This is a genomic window from Pseudomonas sp. Choline-02u-1, from assembly GCF_002836515.1.
Classification (GTDB): domain Bacteria; phylum Pseudomonadota; class Gammaproteobacteria; order Pseudomonadales; family Pseudomonadaceae; genus Aquipseudomonas.
The window spans coordinates 37,340-55,966 of the sequence record NZ_PJBC01000002.1; the positions used below are offsets into that span (position 1 = coordinate 37,340).

An 18,627-nucleotide genomic window follows, 5' to 3' on the forward strand; every position below is an offset into this window, starting at 1 on the left:
CGTGACCTATATGTCCCTTTGCTGTGCTTGCAGTTTTTTTGTATTGGCTGGCATGCTTCTAAACTTTCCAAGCGCTCGAAGAACCACTTTCTGTGCTGGTTTTTCGATCAGTCCGTGGGCAATGGCAGCGGCCAGTAGGGAAGCTGCGTAGTAAGCGGCAAAAGCACTAGCGGAACTCAAGCCGGCCGTCAGGAAGGGATACATATCAAACAGTCGGATCACGACCTGATGAACCATGTACAGAGCAAAGCTGATTTCTCCCAGGTAAACCAGAGGTCGGGCCTGTAGCGCCTTGGAGATGAGTCCGCGTTGCTGCGCCAATATTACGATTAGAAATGCGAATGCCAAGGCTCCGCCGCAGTTGATAAACCAAATGGTCACTGGGGTATTGAGCTTTGCGGGTAGGTTAGAGAATAAGTGTAGATTTGGCGACCACATGGCAAAGGCTGCAATAACTATCGCGATTAATTCGACTCCGCTATAGCCAGCACTTGGAGTGTCGGTCGCTTTAAATATTTTCAAATAGATCTGGTAGGCGGCGATGCCAAGCATAAATTCGCTCAACCTAGTCAATGGAGATATATAAGTGGACCATGTCATTAAGGCCGCATCGCTATCTTTGAAAGCAAAAAGCATCAGTCCTGTGATGGCGATGGTGGTTGCAAGCTTTATTTTCCAAGTATTTTTAATGTTTAATATTAGAAGCGGAAAAATCGCATAGAAAAATATCTCATTGGAAAGACTCCATGAAACGCCGTTCAGTGAGAAATAGGTATCTTGGTTAGGGATCCAAGACTGTAGCAGGGTAAAGTTAAGGAAGCTATCTTGAAGCGGTATGTTGTAGTTGTAGTGTTTCATTATCAAAATCACGGCAACGGCAGTGATCAAGTGCAACGGCCAGATTCTCGCGAAACGACTGGCGTAAAACATTCCCAGTTAACGCCCCGACGTGATGGTCTTGTGAGTATGGGCCAGAATAAAGCCCGAGAGCACATAGAACATCGATACAGCTTGAGTAAGCGAAAAATCATCGACGAACGTGAAGCCGCCGAAGCTATGCTTTGAATGGAATATTACGACGAGTGCGGCAGCGAAGAACCGCAATGATGTCAGTGAATCAATTTGTCTTGCGCGCATTTTTTCATCCTTTTGCCAGCAGCAAAGGATGCCATGGCATTGATATGACTACAATGGCCTAACGCGAGCAGCTCAGGAGGCTGACATTGCGCGGGCACCGAGCCGGGTTGCTGGAGCCCACGAAATCAGGCACCGAAGCAATCTGTTGAGTGTTAAGCTACGCTTCGTGGAACGATTCAGCCGCTTTCTACACGAAGCAACCTATGAACGCGGCCAAGCCTCGTCGGTAGAGACTTATGGATAAAATACGCGATTTTCTTTTGAATCTGCCTCGCCGCCAGAAGCGGCTGATTCAGATAACCACTGACTCTCTGCTGGTCTGGACATCGCTCTGGTTAGCTTTTATCGTCCGTCTTGGCCTGGACGATATGTACAACCCCTTGCGCGTGCATTTCTGGCTCTTCGCATGCGCACCAGTCATTGCTATTCCGCTTTTCATTCGATTCGGTATGTACCGTGCCGTAATGCGTTATTTTGGCAATGATGCGCTCATTGCAATCATTAAGGCGGTGAGCCTCTCCTCGCTTATTCTGGCGTTGGTTGTTTACTTGTACAGCAACCACGAAGCAGTCGTTCCGCGTTCTATAATATTCAACTACTGGTGGCTTAGCCTCGTCATTATTGGCGGCTTGCGACTATTTATGCGCCAGTACTTCATGGGCGACTGGTTCAATGCCGCTCAACATGTACCTTTTACCAATCGAGACGACGGATTGATCAAGGTTGCCATTTATGGTGCAGGTGTCGCGGGTAACCAATTGGTTGCAGCCCTGAGAATGGGGCGCGTGATGCGGCCAGTTGCTTTTATCGACGACGATGCCAGTATTGCTGATCGCTCAATTTCTGGACTTCAAGTATACAAACCTAAACATATTCAACAGATGATCGACGTTACGGGAGCGCAGGAGATTCTTCTGGCCCTGCCTTCTTCGACACGCGCCCGGCGCAGAGAGATTTTGAACTTTCTTGAACGTTATCCGCTTCATATACGAAGTGTTCCCAATTTCACCGACCTCGCAAGTGGCAGAGTAAAGGTTGAGGATATTCAGGAGGTTGACATTGCCGATTTGCTGGGACGTGATGCAGTTCCCGCCCAGTCTGATCTACTGGAGCGCTGCATCAAGGGAAAGACGGTAATGGTGACCGGCGCAGGCGGATCCATCGGGTCAGAGCTTTGTCGGCAAATATTTTCTCTTGAACCCAAGACTCTGCTGCTGTTTGAACATAGTGAATTCAACCTCTACAGCATCTTGTCGGAACTTGAGCAGAGAGCCGTTCGCGAGTCTTTATCGATCAGACTGTTACCCATCCTTGGTTCCATCCGGCATCAACACAAGCTGTTGGATGTCATGAAAACTTGGGATGTGGATACCGTGTACCACGCGGCTGCCTACAAACATGTGCCCATGGTCGAACACAACATTGCCGAAGGTGTGCTGAACAATGTGATCGGTACGCTCAATACCGCTCAGGCCGCACTGAAGTGTGGCGTGGCTAACTTTGTGCTGATCTCCACTGACAAAGCGGTTCGGCCGACCAATGTCATGGGAAGCACCAAGCGTCTGGCGGAATTGACTCTTCAGGCCCTGAGCCGTGAAATCGCCCCTGTTTTGTTCGGCGACAAAGCCAACGTTTCAAGAGTCAACAAAACCCGTTTCACCATGGTCCGCTTCGGCAACGTGCTCGGCTCTTCCGGTTCTGTCATCCCGCTGTTCCATAGCCAGATCAAAGCCGGCGGGCCGTTGACCGTCACCCATCCAAAAATCACCCGCTACTTCATGACCATCCCCGAAGCCGCGCAGTTGGTGATCCAGGCTGGCTCAATGGGGCAGGGCGGGGATGTGTTCGTGCTGGATATGGGCGAGCCGGTGCGGATCGTCGAGCTGGCGGAAAAAATGATCCATCTGTCCGGCTTAAGCATCCGTTCCGAGCGAAACCCGCAAGGCGACATCTCCATCGAGTTCACCGGTTTGCGCCCGGGCGAAAAACTCTATGAGGAATTGCTCATCGGCGACAACGTCGCAGCCACATCGCATCCGATGATCATGAGCGCCAATGAGGATCACCTTCCTTGGGACGTTCTGAAAACCCGCTTGGATGAACTGCTGAAAGCCGTCGAAGCCGACGACTACACCCGCGTCCGCCAGCTCCTGCGCGAAACCGTCTCCGGCTACACCCCCGATGGCGAGATCGTCGACTGGATTTACCAGCAGCGCCGTCTCGAGCCCTGATTGTTTCACATTCTGTAACGCTCGCATTTTTGACTTCCCTCCGTCATGACCTACGTTTGGAGAGCAGCTTGGGAAAAGCTGCTTTCTAAAACGATGATGGAGCGTCACTTATGCGTACCGGTTATTTCTACTCGCTGATCTTTGCTTTCCTCACCAGCGCCTCGATTGCTGCGATCGCTGCGCCTGTAGCAACTTCGGAGACAACGAAGGCGCCTTTGATGATGGATGCTGCGGCAGTTCCTTCGCAGAGTGCCAAAGTCGATCTCAACGGCGCGGATGCGGCAACGTTGCAGAAGGAGTTGGCGGGTGTAGGGGAGGCTAAGGCGCAGGCAATTGTTGCGTATCGGGATACAAATGGGCCGTTCGCGTCGGTGGATGAGTTGCTGGAAGTGAAGGGGATTGGCAAGGCGATTCTGGATCGCAACCGTGAAAAGCTGGATGTGAACTAAGCTGACAGTTCAACGCCGAGAGGCCGGTCATTGACCGGCCTTTTTATTGGGCGCGATTGGGTGAAGTCCTGAAGACAAGAAATTATGGGTATCATATTGCGCTGCGATTATGCCTATAATAAATTCCGTTCGGGTCTGGTTTAGCATCCGAATCGCGGCACTCCGCTACACGCTTGTATTTGAATTGGATAAGGGGAACCACGGTATGAACCAACGTCGAGTCGTCGTCACGGGCATGGGCCTGGTTTCACCTTTGGGCAGTGATCTTGAAGTTGTCTGGCAGCGTTTGCTCGCCGGTCGTTCCGGGTTGCGCAATCTGCCCGACGCTGTGGTAGCTGATCTGCCGACACGGGTTGGCGGCAGTGTGCCGACGGTGGAGGAGGATGCCGAGGCCGGATTTGATCCGGATCGTGCGACGCCGCCCAAAGAACAGAAAAAGATGGATCGCTTCATCATGTTTGCCATGGAAGCGGCGCGGCAGGCGCTGGAGCAGGCCGGTTGGCATCCAGCGGATACTGGAAGCCAAGAGCGTACCGCGACAATCATCGGCTCAGGTGTCGGCGGTTTTGGTGCCATTGCCGATGCGGTGCGTACCACCGACAGCCGCGGCCCTCGGCGTTTGTCGCCGTTCACCATTCCATCGTTTCTGGTCAATCTCGCGGCTGGTCATGTGTCGATACAGCATGGCCTCAAGGGACCATTAGGCGCACCAGTTACTGCTTGTGCCGCCGGGGTTCAGGCGATCGGTGATGCGGCGCGTTTGATTCGCGCAGGTGAGGCAGACATCGCGGTATGCGGCGGTGCGGAGGCGTCGATCGATCGCGTCAGTCTCGCCGGTTTCGCGGCAGCGCGGGCGTTGTCCAGCGGCTACAACGACACCCCTGAACGTGCCTCACGTCCGTTCGACAGCGGGCGCGATGGTTTTGTGATGGGCGAGGGCGCCGGTCTGCTGGTGATCGAGTCACTGGAGCATGCGCTTGCACGCGGTGCGAAGCCGTTGGCCGAGTTGGTAGGCTACGGCACCACGGCCGATGCCTACCACCTGACCGCCGGGCCCGAAGACGGCAGTGGCGCGCGTCGGGCAATGCAGCTCGCATTGGCTCAGGGTGGCGTGATGCCGGAGCAGGTGCAGCACCTCAACGCTCATGCCACTTCAACACCGGTCGGCGATCTGGGCGAGTTGGCGGCAATCAAGGCTGTGTTCGGTTCGCAGAACAAAATCGCTGTAACGTCGACCAAGTCTGCAACAGGGCATTTGCTCGGCGCGGCGGGTGGACTGGAGGCGATTTTCACGTTGCTGGCAATCCGTGATCAGGTGGTGCCGCCGACACTCAACTTTGAAAAACCGGATCCAGCCAGCGAAGGGGTAGACATCGTCCATGGCGAGGCGCGCGCGATGGCGATCGAATATGCCTTGTCCAATGGTTTCGGTTTTGGCGGGGTCAATGCGAGCGTGCTGTTCAAGCGCTGGGAAGGTTGATCGCAAAAAACAAACCCCGCCATGGCGGCGGGGTTCATGTCAGCGGTCCTGTGCGTCCTTGGCGTCCGCTTCGGCATTGCGCTGTGCGACGCGCTTGCGTTCTTCATCGGTCAGTTCGACCTTGTTGGCGGTGTCGCGCAACATCATCAATCCGCCGACAATCGAGCCGATCGCAACGACCAGAATCAACCAGGCATACCAAGGCATAACGGCTCTCCTTAAATGGCAGCTCGACGGGCGAGGACTTCGCCGTGCGATGCTGCATACCACCTTTGAGCGAAACGACTTCGCAGTGGTTCCATTCTAGGCCGCTTATGCCCGGCACACCCGAACCGTGTTACAGACCAGTCAACATCGCATCCGCTGGCGCATCGGCGCGCAGTTGCCCGGTGAGCATGAAGTAGCAGAACCCCACCGCCATGAAGCCGAGGAAAATAAGCCCGATCAACGTGTTGAACCATGCCATCGCCACCAGGCACACCACCGCCAGCACCAGCGCAATCATTGGCACCAGCGGATAGCACGGCGCGCGGAAAGTGCGTTCCAGATTCGGTTCCGATTTACGCAGTTTGAACAGGCTGAGCATGCTCATGATGTACATCACGATGGCGCCGAACACGGCCATGGTGATCATCGCCGCTGTCAGCGTCATGCCGCCGAGGTTGATCAGGCCGTCGCTGTAGATTGCGGCGATGCCGATGAGGCCGCCGGCGATGATTGCGCGGTGCGGAGTCTGGAAGCGCGACAGTTTCGCCAGTGAGGCTGGCAAGTAACCGGCGCGGGCCAGGGCGAAGAACTGTCGCGAGTAGCCGAGGATGATGCCATGAAAACTGGCGACCAGGCCGAACAGGCCGATCCAGACCAGCATGTGCAGCCAGCCGGAGTTGTCGCCGACCACGGTTTTCATCGCTTGCGGCAATGGGTCGTTGATGTTGGACAAAGTGCGCCAGTCGCCGACGCCGCCAGCGAAGAACATCACGCCCATCGCCAGCAGCACCAGGGTCAGAATGCCGCTGATATAGGCTTTCGGGATCGTGCGTTTCGGGTCCTTGGCTTCTTCGGCGGCCATGGCGGCGCCTTCGATGGCGAGGAAGAACCAGATGGCGAAGGGGATCGCCGCGAACATCCCGGCAATTGCCGGCGCGCCGAAGACGTCAGAACCGGCCCAGCCATTAAGCGCAAAGTTGCTGAAGCTGAACGCCGGCGCGACCACGCCCATGAACACCAGCAACTCAGCCACCGCCAGCACGCAGACGATCAATTCGAACGTCGCGGCCAGTTTCACCCCGAGGATATTCAGGCCCATGAACACGATGTAGGCGCCAACCGCCGCGTGTTTCGGGTCGAGTGCCGGAAATTGCACATTCAGGTAGGCGCCGATCGCCAAGGCAATCGCTGGCGGGGCGAAGACGAATTCGATCAGAGTAGCCAGTCCGGCGATCAATCCGCCTTTTTCGCCAAACGCGCGGCGGCTGTAGGCGAATGGCCCGCCGGCGTGGGGAATCGCGGTGGTCAGTTCGGTGAAACTGAAGATGAAGCAGGTGTACATGGTCGCGACCATGAATGAAGTCACCAGAAAACCAAGCGTGCCGGCGACGCCCCAGCCGTAACTCCAGCCGAAGTATTCCCCGGAAATAACCAGCCCTACGGCAATGCCCCACAAGTGCAGAGTGCCCAGCGTGGGTTTGAGTTGTGTGTTCATGCGCTTGCTCCCGCAATGGTTGGAAAGCTCGGGAAGGCCGTGTGCAGTGGGCGTGCCATTACCGTGAAACAAGTCGTAATAGGTTGAAAGGTGTCGCAGAGGGAATGATTCACGCTGAATGTGCAGGCAAAGTGCGCCAGTTGGGTGCGATGTCGCCGATTCTGCCGCTTTCGCGAGCAAGCCCGCTCCCGCAGGACAGCGCATTTCAAAGTGGGGCCGGGCATGCCCGCGAAGGGGCCTGTTTGGGCAGCACAAAGATCTGCTCGGCCGGGTGCGATGTTGACTGCGCCGGCGCCTTCGCGAGCAAGCCCGCTCCCACAGGGGAACGCATTCCAAATGCGGGAGCCGGGCATGCCCGCGAAGGGGCCTGTTTGGGCAGCACAAAAATCAGATCGGGCGGGTGCGATGTTGACTGCACCGGCGCCTTCGCGAGCAAGCCCGCTCCCACAGGGGAACGCATTTCAAAGTGGGGCCGGGCATGCCCGCGAAGGGGCCTGTTTGGGCAGCACAAAGATCTGCTCGGCCGGGTGCGATGTTGACTGCGCCGGCGCCTTCGCGAGCAAGCCCGCTCCCACAGGGGAACGCATTCCAAATGCGGGAGCCGGGCATGCCCGCGAAGGGGCCTGTTTGGACAGCACAAAAATAGCTCGGCCGGGTGCGATGTTGACTGCACCGGCGCCTTCGCGAGCAAGCCCGCTCCCACAGGACAGCGCATTTCAAAGTGGGAGCCGGGCTTGCCCGCGAAGGGGCCAGTCAAAACACCGCATAAATCAGCCGTAAAAGCTGCATAAACCCACTATTTACGCTTTCTTTATGCCCCACGCCGCGCCTCGCTCTCGTTCCTTTACAGCCTCCTTCCCGACAATCAGCGCACACACGGCAATATGCCGTAACACGGAGATTTTCCATGAGCGTTCTGGACGGGGTGTCACTGCTGTTGGCAGTGGGGCTGTTCATTTATCTGTTGGTTGCGCTGTTGCGCGCGGACCGGAACTAGGAGCGGCTATGCACAGTTACGACTATTGGCTGATCCTCGGGTTTTTTGCGCTGGTCCTGCTGCCGGCGCCGTTCCTCGGGCGTTTCTATTACAAGGTGATGGAAGGTCAGCGCACCTGGCTGACGCCAATCCTCGGTCCGGTCGAGCGCGGTTGCTATCGACTCGCCGGGGTCGATGCGCAGGCGGAGCAGAGCTGGCAGAAGTACACGCTGGCGCTGCTGGCGTTCAACCTGGCGGGTTTCCTGCTGCTGTTTTCAATTTTGCTGTTTCAGGATCACCTGCCGCTGAACCCGCAAAACCTGCCGGGCCAGGAATGGACCCAGGCGTTCAATACCGCGGTCAGTTTCATGACCAACACCAACTGGCAGTCCTACAGCGGCGAGGCGACGCTCAGCTACCTCAGCCAGATGGCCGGCCTCACCGTGCAGAACTTCGTCAGCGCCGCCACCGGCCTCGCCGTGCTGGTCGCGCTGTGCCGAGGCATCGGGCGCAAATCGGCGCAGACCCTCGGCAACTTCTGGGTCGACATGACCCGCGCCACCCTTTATGGCCTGCTGCCGCTGTGCCTGCTGCTGGCGCTGTATCTGGTCTGGCAGGGCGTGCCGCAAACCTTCGCGCAGTATGTAAATGCCGTGACGCTGCAGGGTGTTGATCAAGTCATTCCGCTCGGCCCGGCCGCCAGTCAGATTGCGATCAAGCAGCTGGGCACCAACGGTGGTGGTTTCTTCGGCGTCAACTCGGCGCATCCGTTCGAGAACCCGACCGCGTGGAGCAACTTGTTCGAAGTCGCCTCGATCATTCTGATCCCGGTGGCACTGGTGTTCACCTTCGGCCACTACGTGAAAGACCTGCGTCAGAGCCGCGCAATCATCGCCTGCATGCTGGCGCTGTTTCTGATCGGCGGCGCGACGTCGTTGTGGGCCGAGTATCAGCCGAATCCGACCCTGAACAACGCCGCCGTCGAGCAGACTGCGCCGCTGGAAGGCAAGGAAGCGCGTTTCGGCACCACCGCCACGGTGCTGTGGTCGGTGACGACGACGGCAGCCTCGAACGGTTCGGTCAACGGCATGCACGACAGCCTCAACCCGCTGAGCGGCATGGTTGCGCTGGTCAACATGATGGTTGGTGAAGTGATCTTCGGCGGCGTCGGCGCCGGGCTCTACGGCATGCTGCTCAACGTGTTGATCGCGGTGTTCCTTGCCGGCCTGATGATCGGGCGTACGCCGGAATACCTCGGCAAGAAACTCCAGGCCCGCGAAGTGCAATTGCTGGTCGTCACGCTGCTGGTGATGCCGGTCGGCGTGCTGGTGCTCGGTGCGATTGCCGCCACGGTTCCCAGTGCGGCGGCAACCATCAGCAACCCCGGCCCGCACGGTTTCAGCCAGTTGCTGTACGCCTATACCTCGGCGAGTGCCAACAACGGTTCGGCGTTCGGTGGCCTGAGCGCGAACACACCGTTCCACAACCTGATGCTCGGCCTGGGCATGTTGATCGGTCGCTTCGGCTACATCCTGCCGGTGCTGGCACTGGCCGGCAGCCTGGCGATGAAGAAAAGCGCACCGGTCGGCCAGAACAGCTTTCCGACTCACGGCCCGCTGTTCGTGACCTTGTTGACCGTGACCATTCTGTTGGTGGGCGGCCTGACCTTTCTGCCGACGCTGGCGCTGGGCCCGATTGCTGAACATCTGAGCCTGGGCTTCTAAGGAGCTGACGATGAATATGCCCGCAATAAAACCTGTGGCTGCCAAAGCGCCGGAACAAGCGAAAACCGCGATCTCCGCCCTGTGGCGTCCGGCTCTGGTGAAAGCCTTCGTCAAGCTCGACCCACGGCAACTGGCGCGTTCGCCCGTGATGCTGGTGGTCGAACTCACGGCGATTTTCACCACCGTGCTGTGCTTCATTCCGGACGCTGACGTGCCGACCTTCGTCGCCGCACAGATCGCTCTGTGGCTGTGGTTCACCGTGCTGTTCGCCAACTTTGCCGAGGCCTTGGCCGAAGGTCGCGGCAAGGCTCGCGCCGACAGCCTCAAGGCTGGCAGCGAAGGCCTCAGCGCACGCTGCCGCCAGCCGGATGCGAGTTTCAAGATTGTCCCGGCCGCCAATCTGCGCAAGGGCGATGTGGTGCGCGTCGAGGCCGGGGAAATGATCCCCGGTGACGGCGAAGTCATCGACGGCATCGCCGCGGTCAACGAAGCGGCGATCACTGGCGAGTCGGCACCGGTGATCCGCGAGTCCGGCGGCGACCGTTCCGCTGTCACCGGCAACACGCGGCTGGTGTCCGACTGGCTGTTGGTGAAAATCACCGCCAACCCCGGTGAGTCGACGCTCGATCGCATGATCGCCCTGGTCGAAGGCGCCAAACGCCAGAAGACCCCGAATGAAGTGGCGCTGGACATCCTCCTGATCGGCCTGACCCTGATCTTTCTGCTGGTGGTCGTCACCCTGCAACCGTTCGCGCACTTTGCCAATGGCAGCCTGCCGCTGGTGTTCCTCGTGGCGTTATTGGTCACGCTGATCCCGACCACCATCGGCGGCCTGCTGTCGGCCATCGGTATTGCCGGGATGGATCGGCTGGTACGCCTGAACGTGATCGCCAAGTCCGGCCGTGCGGTGGAAGCAGCGGGGGATGTGCACGTGCTGTTGCTCGACAAGACCGGCACCATCACCTTCGGCAACCGTCGTTGCAGCGCGGTGTATGCCGCGCCGGGTGTGACCGGCCGTGAGCTGGCCGAAGGCGCGCTGTTCGCTTCGCTGGCCGACGAAACCGCTGAAGGCAAATCGATCGTCGAGTTCCTCCGTGGCCTGCATCCACAACCGGAGCCGGCCCCGGAAACCCTGACTGCCGTGCCGTTCAGTGCCGAAACCCGCTTGTCCGGTGTTGATTATCAGGGCCGTGTGTATCGCAAAGGCGCGGTGGATTCGCTGCTGGCATTTCTCGGTCAGCAACGTAGCGATCTGGCCCCGGCGCTGGCGCGGGAAATCGACAAGATTGCGCAGAGCGGCGGCACGCCATTGCTGGTTTGCGCTGACGGAAAATTGCTTGGCGCGATCCATCTCAAGGACGTGGTAAAACCCGGGATCCGTGAACGCTTCGCCGAGCTGCGCAAGTTGGGGATTCGCACGGTGATGGTCACCGGCGACAACCCCCTGACCGCCGCAGCCATCGCCGCTGAAGCGGGTGTCGATGATGTGCTCGCTGAAGCCACGCCGGAGAAAAAACTCGCGCGCATCCGTCACGAGCAGAACGACGGCCGCCTGGTCGCCATGTGCGGCGACGGCGCCAACGACGCCCCGGCGCTGGCCCAGGCCGACGTCGGCATGGCCATGAACGATGGCACGCAAGCGGCGCGCGAGGCGGCGAACATGGTCGATCTCGACAGCGACCCGACCAAGCTGCTCGACGTGGTGCAGATCGGCAAGGAATTGCTGGTGACACGCGGCGCGCTGACGACCTTTTCGATCGCCAACGACATCGCCAAATACTTCGCGATTCTGCCGGCACTGTTTGCTTCGATTTATCCGCAGCTGGGTGTGCTGAACATCATGCACTTGGGCAGTCCGCAGAGCGCGATTCTGTCGGCGATCGTGTTCAACGCGCTGATCATCGTTGTGCTGATTCCATTGGCGCTGCGCGGCGTACGGGTGCAGGCGGCGAGTGCGGCGGCGTTACTGCGGCGCAATCTGCTGATCTATGGCGTGGGCGGGATTGTTGTGCCGTTCGTGGGGATCAAGGCGATCGACATGCTGCTGACGGCGTTGCATCTGGTGTGATGCTTTCGCGAGCAGGCTCGCTCCCGCCTGAAACTGAATTTCCCTGTGGGAGCGAGCCTGCTCGCGAAGAATGCGCCACGGTTTAACTGACTCAAGTACTGATTTCTGAATCGAGGATTCTGCAATGTCCACAACCCTACGCCCGGCCCTGACCCTGTTGGCGCTGATGACCCTGATTACCGGCGTCGCCTATCCATTGGTAGTCACCGGCATCGCCCAGGTCGCTTTTCCGGCTCAGGCCAATGGCAGCCTGATCCGCGATGCCGACGGCAAAGTCCGTGGCTCGTCGCTGATCGCTCAGGATTTCAGCGGCGACAACTGGTTTCACCCACGCCCGTCCGCCGGGGCTTTTGCCACGGTGGCCAGTGGCGCCAGCAACCTCGCGCCGAGCAATCCAGCCCTCGCTACCCGAGTGATTGAAGACGCTCACAAACTCCAAGTCTCCGGGCAAGGCCCGGTGCCGCTGGCACTGCTGACCACCTCCGCCAGCGGCCTCGATCCGCACTTGCCACCAGCGGCAATTGCCTATCAACTGGCGCGTGTCGCGGCGGCGCGCCATCTGCCGGTGTCGACCTTGCAGCAATTGCTCGATAAGCACATCGAACAACCGCTGGTAGGCCCGCCGGTAGTCAATGTGCTGGAGCTGAATCTGGCACTGCTAAGCCTGTAATTCAGTTGATACCGATCGTTCCCACGCTCTGCGTGGGAATGCATCAATAGACGCTCTGCGTCTGCTTTTATGGGACGCAGAGCGTCCCGGGCTGCATTCCCACGCAGAGCGTGGGAACGATCATTCTGAAGAGAGAACACTAAGCATGAGCGACTCCGGCCGCGCCGACGCACTGTTAGCAGACCTGCCCCGCGATGGCCGTGGCCGGCTCAAGGTTTTCCTCGGCGCCGCCGCCGGTGTCGGCAAGACCTACGCCATGCTCCAGGCCGCGCACACGCAACTGCGCCAGGGCGTGAAAGTCCTCGCTGGCGTGGTTGAAACCCACGGCCGCGCCGAAACCGAAGCGTTGCTCGGCGGCCTGCCGCAGCAACCGCTGGTGCGCAGCGAATACCGTGGCGTGCTGCTTGAGGAAATGGACCTCGACGGCATTCTTGCCGCCAGACCGAAACTGGTACTGGTCGATGAACTGGCCCATAGCAACGCCCCCGGCAGTCGTCACGCCAAGCGCTGGCAAGACATTCAGGAACTGCTCGCCGCCGGCATTGACGTGTTCACCACGGTCAACGTCCAGCACCTGGAAAGCCTTAACGACCAAGTGCGCGGCATCACCGGCGTACAAGTGCGCGAAACCTTGCCGGACTGGGTCCTGCAGGAAGCCTTCGAGCTGCTGCTGATCGACCTGCCGCCCCGGGAATTGCTCGAGCGTCTGCGCGAAGGCAAGGTCTACGTGCCCGAGCAGGCGCGCGCCGCTATCGATGCATTTTTTACCCAGACCAACCTCACCGCGCTGCGCGAACTGGCGATGCAGACTGCCGCCGCGCAAATCGATAACGATCTTGCCCAAGGCTATCGTCAGTTGGGGCAGGCCGCGCCGGCGGTGCGCGGGCGTTTGCTGGTCGGCGTCGATGGCGATGCGCAGGCCGAGCGTCTGGTGCGACACGCCAGCCGCGTCGCCCAGCGCCGGCATCTGCCGTGGAGTCTGGTGCATGCCGACAACGGCAGCGCCCGTGACGAGCAATCGCGGTTGCGCCTGCAAAGCGCGCAGCAACTGGCCGAACGCCTCGGTGGTGAAGTGGTGCTGTTGCGCGCCGGCGAAGTGGCGAAAACCCTGATTCAACACGCCGCCGAGCGCCGCGCCAGTCTGCTCTTGGTCGGCCAGTCGCGGCCGCGCTTGCGCCGGCGATTGTTCGGCGGGGGCCTGGCGGCGCGCCTGCTGCGGCAGGCGCACGGTCTGGAAATCAACGTCCTCGACAGTGACCACGAACAGCACCAACCGCGCCCGCGCAATCCAGCCACGCTGGTGTGGTTCGACTACGCGCTGGCGCTGGTCGCCACGTTGTTGGCCAGTGCCTTGGCCTGGGCGGTGTCGAGCGTGTTGCCGCTGCCGAACATCTCGCTGGTGTTCCTCGCAGCGGTGTTGCTGGTGGCGGTGCGCAGCAGCCTGGGCCCGGCGCTGGCCTGTGCAGCGCTGTCGTTTCTGACGTACGATTTTCTGTTCATCCCGCCGAATTTCTCTTTCAGCATCCAGCGCGAAGAAGACGTGCTGACGCTGTTGTTCTTTCTGCTGATGGCGGCGCTCACTGGCAACCTTGCAGCGCGACAGCGCCGACAATTGCAGGCCTTGAGCGATACCCAGGAAGAGACCAGCGAGCTGCTCGACCTGTCGCGCAAACTCACCGCTGCGACCGACCGCCAAGCCGTGGTCAGCGCCGCCGCGCAGCACCTCGAAGGCTGGAGCGACCTGCAATTGTGCCTGCTCAACCGCGACGGGCAGGGCGGCTGGAAAGTCGAAACCGGTGGGCCGCTGCAATTCACCGAGGCCGAACGCGCCGCTGCCGATTGGGCCTGGCAACACGATCAACCGGCGGGCAAGGGCACCGGCACGTTGCCGCTCGGGCGTTGGTGGTGGTGGCCGTTATCGGTCGAGGACGGGCCGCTGGCGCTGCTCGGTGTGTGCGCCCGGGAAGGCCAGAGCTTGAGCGGTCAACGCCGTCGCTTGCTCACTGCGCTGAGCCAGCCGCTGGCGCAAGCCCTGGCCCGCGCGCAGTTGGCCGATGATCTGGAGGCGGCGCGCCTGCATGGCGAAACCGAGCAATTGCGCAGCGCCTTGCTGGCCTCGGTGTCGCACGATTTGCGCACGCCGCTGACCGCTATGCGCGGCAGCATCGACAGCCTGTTGGCCCTCGGCGAAGCGATCCCGCTGGAGGACCGCCGCGAGTTGCTTGAAGGCACCCGCGATGAGGCCGAACGCCTCGACCGTTACATCCAGAACCTGCTCGACATGACCCGCCTCGGCCACGGCGCCCTGAAGCTGGCGCGGGACTGGGTGTCACCGGCCGACATCGTCGGCAGTTCGCTCAATCGCCTGCGCGCCGTGTTGGCGCCGTTGCAGGTCAGCACCGAGGTGCCGGCCGAGTTGCCGCTGCTTTATGTGCACGCTGCGCTGATCGAACAGGCGCTGGTCAACGTGCTGGAAAACGCCGCCCGTTTTTCGCCGAGCCACGGTCGTTTGCAACTGCGCGCCGGCGCCGATGAGCAGGAGATTTTTTTCGCGGTCAGCGATGAAGGCCCGGGGATTCCCGAAGAGGATCGAGCGAAGATTTTCGACATGTTCTACACCGCCGCGCGCGGTGATCGCGGCGGGCAGGGCACCGGGTTGGGCCTGGCGATCTGTCAGGGCATGGTCGGCGCGCACGGCGGGCGTATCTCCGTGGCTGACGGCATCGACGGGCGTGGCACCTGCATCACCTTGCATCTGCCGTTGCAGGCGCAACCGAGGATGGACAGTGAAGCTTGAAGTCGACTGCGCTACTCTCTTGCCACTCTTTTGTGTTGATGTGAATCCATGAGCCAGACCGCGACCATTTTGGTCATCGACGACGAACCGCAGATTCGCAAATTCCTGCGCATCAGCCTCGCTTCACAGGGCTATAAAGTGCTCGAAGCGGGCACCGGTGCCGAAGGCCTGGCGCAAGCCGCGCTGAGCAAACCGGACCTGGTGGTGCTCGACCTCGGCCTGCCGGACATGGACGGTCAGCAAGTGCTGCGCGAGTTGCGCGAGTGGGCGAGCACGCCAGTGCTGGTGCTGTCGGTGCGCGCCAGTGAAGGACAGAAGGTCGAAGCGCTGGATGGCGGCGCGAATGACTATGTGACCAAACCGTTCGGCATCCAGGAATTTCTCGCCCGTGTTCGCGCGTTGCTGCGCCAGGCCCCGGCGGGGCAGGCGCAACCGGCGGCGCTGAATTTCGGCCCGTTGACTGTGGATCTGGCCTATCGACGGGTACTGCTCGACGGCGCCGAAGTCGCCCTGACCCGCAAGGAATACGCGGTGCTGGCGCAACTGGCGCGGCATCCGGGGCGGGTGATCACTCAGCAGCAATTGCTCAAGGATATCTGGGGGCCGACGCACACCGAGGACAGTCATTACCTGCGGATCGTGGTCGGGCATCTGCGCCAGAAACTGGCGGATGACCCGACCCAGCCACGGTTTATCGTGACGGAGGCGGGGGTTGGGTATCGGTTGTTGGGGGAGGGTGGTCTGTAAGTATTGTGTTGTCGGGGCTGGCCCCTTCGCGAGCAAGCCCGCTCCCACAGTGAACTGTGTATGACACAGATATCCTTCAACCCTGAAAACCTGTGGGGGCCAGCACAGTGAACTGTGTATGGCACAGATCCCATTCACACCCATACCCCGTGGGAGCGGGCTTGCTCGCGAAGAGGTCAGCAATCACTCTGAAAAATCCGGATCAGCTCAACCCTGCTCCTGCTCATACCGATCCAGCGTATCACTGGCAATCTCCCGCCCCAGCGCGATCAGTTCCGGCGCCTTGTAGAACTCGAAAAAACGGCACACCCGCTTCGGCACGTTGATCAGGATATCCGGCGGATACCCGGCGATCTTGTACTGCGCCAGTGAGGTCTGCATCACCTCGAAACTCTGGTTGATCAGATCCAGCAGCGATGCCGGCCCGACGTTATCGATGATGAACGATCCGGTGGCGGATTTCGGCGCGCCTTCGCGCTCGGGCGCGGCCGCCGGTTGCTGGCTTTCCGGTTCGACGCCTTCGAGCCACGGATTGATCTCTGCCGCTTCGGCGCGCAGCGCTTCCTGCTCCAGTTTCAACAACTGCTCGGCCTGTTTGCGCCGGAATGGCAACTTCGAACCCAGCGAATTGATCAGGCTGTCAAAACGCGAGCGGAACGCCGGCGGACGTTCGATGACCGGCAATTTGTACTGACGCTGGTTGGTCGCATTAAGGTTGACCGCGATGATCAGGTCGCAATGGCTGGACACCACCGGAACGATCGGCAACGGATTGAGAATGCCGCCGTCGACCAGCATGCGGTTGCCCTGCATCACCGGGGTAAACAGGCTGGGAATCGCCGCCGAGGCGCGCATGGCCTGATGCAGGCAGCCTTCCTGAAACCAGATTTCTTGCTGATTGGTCAGGTCGGCGGCGACGGCGGTGTAGGGAATGCGCAAGTCTTCGATGTTGATCTCGCCGACGATCTTGCGGATCTGCCCGAAAACCTTTTCACCGCGGATCGCACCGAGACGGAAACTCACATCGACCAGGCGCAGCACGTCGAGGTAATCAAGGCTTTCGATCCAGCGCCGGTAGTCATCCAGTTTGCCGGCGGCATAGATCCCGCCGACCACTGCACCCATCGAACAGCCGGCGATGCAGGCGATTTCATAACCGCGTTTCTCAATTTCTTCAATGACGCCGATATGGGCATAACCCCGAGCGCCACCGGAGCCCAGCACCAGTGCGACACGCTTTTTCATCAAACTTCCTCCGGACAAGCCTGCACAATGCACGCATCGGCCAGGCGGCTCAATCGCCAAGGTCGTTGCGCGAAGCTGTGACGTCGTTTTTCACTCGCGCTTCAAGCTTGCGCGCTATGCTCTGCGCCACGCTGGTTTCGTTGGCGTGCGAGGCACTTTTTCGCCGCTTGACCGTCTTACCTGCACGACTGTTGACCTACCTTGAGGTGTGAGTGATGAAAGCCTGGATCTGTGTACCGTTGATGGCGTTGGTTCTGGCCGGTTGCGCCGGCAAAACCGCCTACCGCGACAGCTGCGGCAGCCAACTCGACGCGGCCTGGCACGAACTGGACCTGGCCAAGGCTGAAGGCTTCGCCGGCACCGTCAGCTATTCCAAAGCACTGTCGTTGCTGACCGCCGCCAAGACCCAGCAGCAATTTGAAGGCTTCGAAGGCTGCAGCAAGAAAGCCGAGAAAGCTCGCTTCTACATTCGCGAATCCCGCGCAGGAAGATAAAAAGCAGCTGCAAGTTTCAAGCGGCAGGCGGCAAGCTTTGAAGCAAACGCATTCAACTTGAAGCTTGTAGCTTGCAACTTGCAGCTGTCTACGGAGTAGATCCCCATGATCGATCGCTTGGTGGCTCATGTGTTGAGCCTGGATGTGCGGCTGCTGGCGTGTCAGGCGCGTTTGACTGCACGTACCGATCCCGAGGCGTTGCATGATTTGCGCACCACGGTGCGACGCTTGCGCAGTCTGTTGCGGCCGTTGCGCGGCTTGCCGGGTGTCGAGCAATTGGAGGCGGCGGCTTCGGCAGTGGGCGAGCTGACCACGCCGTGGCGTGATCGCGAAGTGCTGGCGGCGTATCTGCTCGAGCATGGTCAACCCGAGGCTGCGCAGCGGCGTCTGGCGCAAATGGCCGAGGCGTATCCGGCACTGGCGGCGAGTGCGCAAGTGGCGTCGTTGCTGATGATTCTCGACGCCTTTCCACGGTTTCTGCGCGCGTCCGAGCGTCAGGGGCTGCTCAAGAATCTGGATAAACGCATCGAAAAACGTCTGGGCAAACAATGGCAGAAACTCGATGCGGCGCTGCACGATCCCGCCCATGACCGCCATCGTCTGCGTTTGTTGATCAAGCGCGTACGCTATGGCATCGAAGCTTATCCCGAGCTGGATCGCCTGCCGAAACCGGCATACAAACGCCTGAAATCGGCGCAAGGCGCATTGGGCGACTGGCACGATTGCTGGCAATGGCTGGCGCGCGCCGAGCAGGAGGCCGACCTGCAACCGTGTGTGGCAACCTGGCAGGCCGGGCTGATCAAGGCAGAGCTGAAGGCCGATCAAGTGCTGGAAAAACTCAGCGCTACGTGTTTCAAATCCTGAAGCTTGCGCATCCCCTACAGGGATTCCCCAGATCCATCTGAAA

The 18,627-nt window shown here is 60.0% G+C and carries 16 protein-coding genes; 11 read left to right on the forward strand and 5 right to left on the reverse strand.

Features of this window, described 5'->3' with window-relative positions:
• Window positions 1–6 precede the first annotated feature (6 nt).
• Together CXF97_RS01290 and CXF97_RS01295 are read right to left on the reverse strand one after the other, a co-directional pair.
• Complete coding sequence (locus tag CXF97_RS01290) at window positions 7–930, reverse strand: acyltransferase (RefSeq protein ID WP_101155423.1); 924 nt, start codon at window positions 928–930, stop codon at window positions 7–9.
• Window positions 931–936: 6 nt separating this feature from the next.
• A complete protein-coding gene (locus CXF97_RS01295; RefSeq protein WP_101155425.1) occupies window positions 937–1,137 on the reverse strand; it encodes a hypothetical protein in 201 nt (66 codons plus the stop codon).
• A gap of 236 nt (window positions 1,138–1,373) precedes the next feature.
• Here CXF97_RS01295 and CXF97_RS01300 point away from each other — a divergent pair, with 236 nt between their 5' ends.
• From CXF97_RS01300 to fabF, 3 genes are all read left to right on the forward strand, one after another.
• Window positions 1,374–3,368: a nucleoside-diphosphate sugar epimerase/dehydratase gene (locus tag CXF97_RS01300; RefSeq protein WP_101155427.1), complete on the forward strand. Its 1,995-nt coding sequence runs from the start codon at window positions 1,374–1,376 to the stop codon at window positions 3,366–3,368.
• Window positions 3,369–3,478: 110 nt separating this feature from the next.
• Complete coding sequence (locus CXF97_RS01305; RefSeq protein WP_101155428.1) at window positions 3,479–3,817, forward strand: helix-hairpin-helix domain-containing protein; 339 nt, start codon at window positions 3,479–3,481, stop codon at window positions 3,815–3,817.
• 205 nt (window positions 3,818–4,022) lie between these two features.
• Window positions 4,023–5,297 (forward strand): beta-ketoacyl-ACP synthase II, encoded by a 1,275-nt coding sequence (fabF, locus tag CXF97_RS01310; RefSeq protein WP_101155441.1) that lies wholly within the window; start codon window positions 4,023–4,025, stop codon window positions 5,295–5,297.
• 39 nt (window positions 5,298–5,336) lie between these two features.
• Here fabF and CXF97_RS01315 read toward each other — a convergent pair whose 3' ends face one another.
• Entirely contained in the window at window positions 5,337–5,504 is a 168-nt protein-coding gene (locus CXF97_RS01315) for a DUF2897 family protein (protein ID WP_016770901.1), read from the reverse strand.
• A gap of 130 nt (window positions 5,505–5,634) precedes the next feature.
• Window positions 5,635–6,999 (reverse strand): ethanolamine permease, encoded by a 1,365-nt coding sequence (gene eat, locus CXF97_RS01320; RefSeq protein ID WP_101155443.1) that lies wholly within the window; start codon window positions 6,997–6,999, stop codon window positions 5,635–5,637.
• A 907-nt stretch (window positions 7,000–7,906) separates the two neighbouring features.
• Between eat and kdpF the strand changes: the two genes are divergently transcribed.
• From kdpF to CXF97_RS01355, 6 genes are all read left to right on the forward strand, one after another.
• Window positions 7,907–7,996, forward strand: coding sequence for a K(+)-transporting ATPase subunit F (gene kdpF, locus CXF97_RS01330; protein ID WP_007899818.1), 90 nt, complete (start codon window positions 7,907–7,909; stop codon window positions 7,994–7,996).
• 8 nt (window positions 7,997–8,004) lie between these two features.
• The gene (gene kdpA / locus CXF97_RS01335; RefSeq protein ID WP_101155446.1) at window positions 8,005–9,699 is read left to right on the forward strand and encodes a potassium-transporting ATPase subunit KdpA; all 1,695 of its coding nucleotides are present in this window, start codon (window positions 8,005–8,007) and stop codon (window positions 9,697–9,699) included.
• 10 nt (window positions 9,700–9,709) lie between these two features.
• Window positions 9,710–11,767, forward strand: coding sequence for a potassium-transporting ATPase subunit KdpB (gene kdpB / locus CXF97_RS01340; protein ID WP_101155448.1), 2,058 nt, complete (start codon window positions 9,710–9,712; stop codon window positions 11,765–11,767).
• Window positions 11,768–11,891: 124 nt separating this feature from the next.
• Window positions 11,892–12,437: a potassium-transporting ATPase subunit KdpC gene (gene kdpC / locus CXF97_RS01345; RefSeq protein WP_101155450.1), complete on the forward strand. Its 546-nt coding sequence runs from the start codon at window positions 11,892–11,894 to the stop codon at window positions 12,435–12,437.
• A 145-nt stretch (window positions 12,438–12,582) separates the two neighbouring features.
• Window positions 12,583–15,234 (forward strand): sensor histidine kinase KdpD, encoded by a 2,652-nt coding sequence (locus CXF97_RS01350; protein WP_101155452.1) that lies wholly within the window; start codon window positions 12,583–12,585, stop codon window positions 15,232–15,234.
• A 48-nt stretch (window positions 15,235–15,282) separates the two neighbouring features.
• The gene (locus CXF97_RS01355) at window positions 15,283–15,981 is read left to right on the forward strand and encodes a response regulator (protein WP_101155454.1); all 699 of its coding nucleotides are present in this window, start codon (window positions 15,283–15,285) and stop codon (window positions 15,979–15,981) included.
• A 207-nt stretch (window positions 15,982–16,188) separates the two neighbouring features.
• Here the strand turns inward: CXF97_RS01355 and CXF97_RS01360 are convergent, their stop codons facing one another.
• On the reverse strand, window positions 16,189–17,226 hold the full coding sequence (locus CXF97_RS01360) for a patatin-like phospholipase family protein (RefSeq protein WP_101155456.1): 1,038 nt from the start codon (window positions 17,224–17,226) through the stop codon (window positions 16,189–16,191).
• Window positions 17,227–17,441: 215 nt separating this feature from the next.
• Here CXF97_RS01360 and CXF97_RS01365 point away from each other — a divergent pair, with 215 nt between their 5' ends.
• Together CXF97_RS01365 and CXF97_RS01370 are read left to right on the forward strand one after the other, a co-directional pair.
• Window positions 17,442–17,720, forward strand: a complete 279-nt coding sequence (locus CXF97_RS01365; RefSeq protein ID WP_016770894.1) for a hypothetical protein — start codon at window positions 17,442–17,444, stop codon at window positions 17,718–17,720.
• Between the two features lie 105 nt (window positions 17,721–17,825).
• Window positions 17,826–18,584: a CHAD domain-containing protein gene (locus CXF97_RS01370; protein ID WP_101155458.1), complete on the forward strand. Its 759-nt coding sequence runs from the start codon at window positions 17,826–17,828 to the stop codon at window positions 18,582–18,584.
• Window positions 18,585–18,627 lie beyond the last annotated feature (43 nt).

Excerpts from the sequence above, each read along its gene's own strand:
- CXF97_RS01290 (WP_101155423.1), bottom strand. The coding sequence starts at position 930 with ATGTTTTACGCCAGTCGTTTCGCGAGAATCTGGCCGTTGCACTTGATC.
- kdpC (WP_101155450.1), top strand. The coding sequence starts at position 11,892 with ATGTCCACAACCCTACGCCCGGCCCTGACCCTGTTGGCGCTGATGACC.
- kdpF (WP_007899818.1), top strand. The coding sequence starts at position 7,907 with ATGAGCGTTCTGGACGGGGTGTCACTGCTGTTGGCAGTGGGGCTGTTC.
- kdpB (WP_101155448.1), top strand. The coding sequence starts at position 9,710 with ATGAATATGCCCGCAATAAAACCTGTGGCTGCCAAAGCGCCGGAACAA.
- CXF97_RS01350 (WP_101155452.1), top strand. The coding sequence starts at position 12,583 with ATGAGCGACTCCGGCCGCGCCGACGCACTGTTAGCAGACCTGCCCCGC.
- CXF97_RS01370 (WP_101155458.1), top strand. The coding sequence starts at position 17,826 with ATGATCGATCGCTTGGTGGCTCATGTGTTGAGCCTGGATGTGCGGCTG.
- CXF97_RS01360 (WP_101155456.1), bottom strand. The coding sequence starts at position 17,226 with ATGAAAAAGCGTGTCGCACTGGTGCTGGGCTCCGGTGGCGCTCGGGGT.
- CXF97_RS01305 (WP_101155428.1), top strand. The coding sequence starts at position 3,479 with ATGCGTACCGGTTATTTCTACTCGCTGATCTTTGCTTTCCTCACCAGC.
- CXF97_RS01315 (WP_016770901.1), bottom strand. The coding sequence starts at position 5,504 with ATGCCTTGGTATGCCTGGTTGATTCTGGTCGTTGCGATCGGCTCGATT.
- CXF97_RS01355 (WP_101155454.1), top strand. The coding sequence starts at position 15,283 with ATGAGCCAGACCGCGACCATTTTGGTCATCGACGACGAACCGCAGATT.
- fabF (WP_101155441.1), top strand. The coding sequence starts at position 4,023 with ATGAACCAACGTCGAGTCGTCGTCACGGGCATGGGCCTGGTTTCACCT.
- eat (WP_101155443.1), bottom strand. The coding sequence starts at position 6,999 with ATGAACACACAACTCAAACCCACGCTGGGCACTCTGCACTTGTGGGGC.
- kdpA (WP_101155446.1), top strand. The coding sequence starts at position 8,005 with ATGCACAGTTACGACTATTGGCTGATCCTCGGGTTTTTTGCGCTGGTC.
- CXF97_RS01365 (WP_016770894.1), top strand. The coding sequence starts at position 17,442 with ATGAAAGCCTGGATCTGTGTACCGTTGATGGCGTTGGTTCTGGCCGGT.
- CXF97_RS01295 (WP_101155425.1), bottom strand. The coding sequence starts at position 1,137 with ATGCGCGCAAGACAAATTGATTCACTGACATCATTGCGGTTCTTCGCT.
- CXF97_RS01300 (WP_101155427.1), top strand. The coding sequence starts at position 1,374 with ATGGATAAAATACGCGATTTTCTTTTGAATCTGCCTCGCCGCCAGAAG.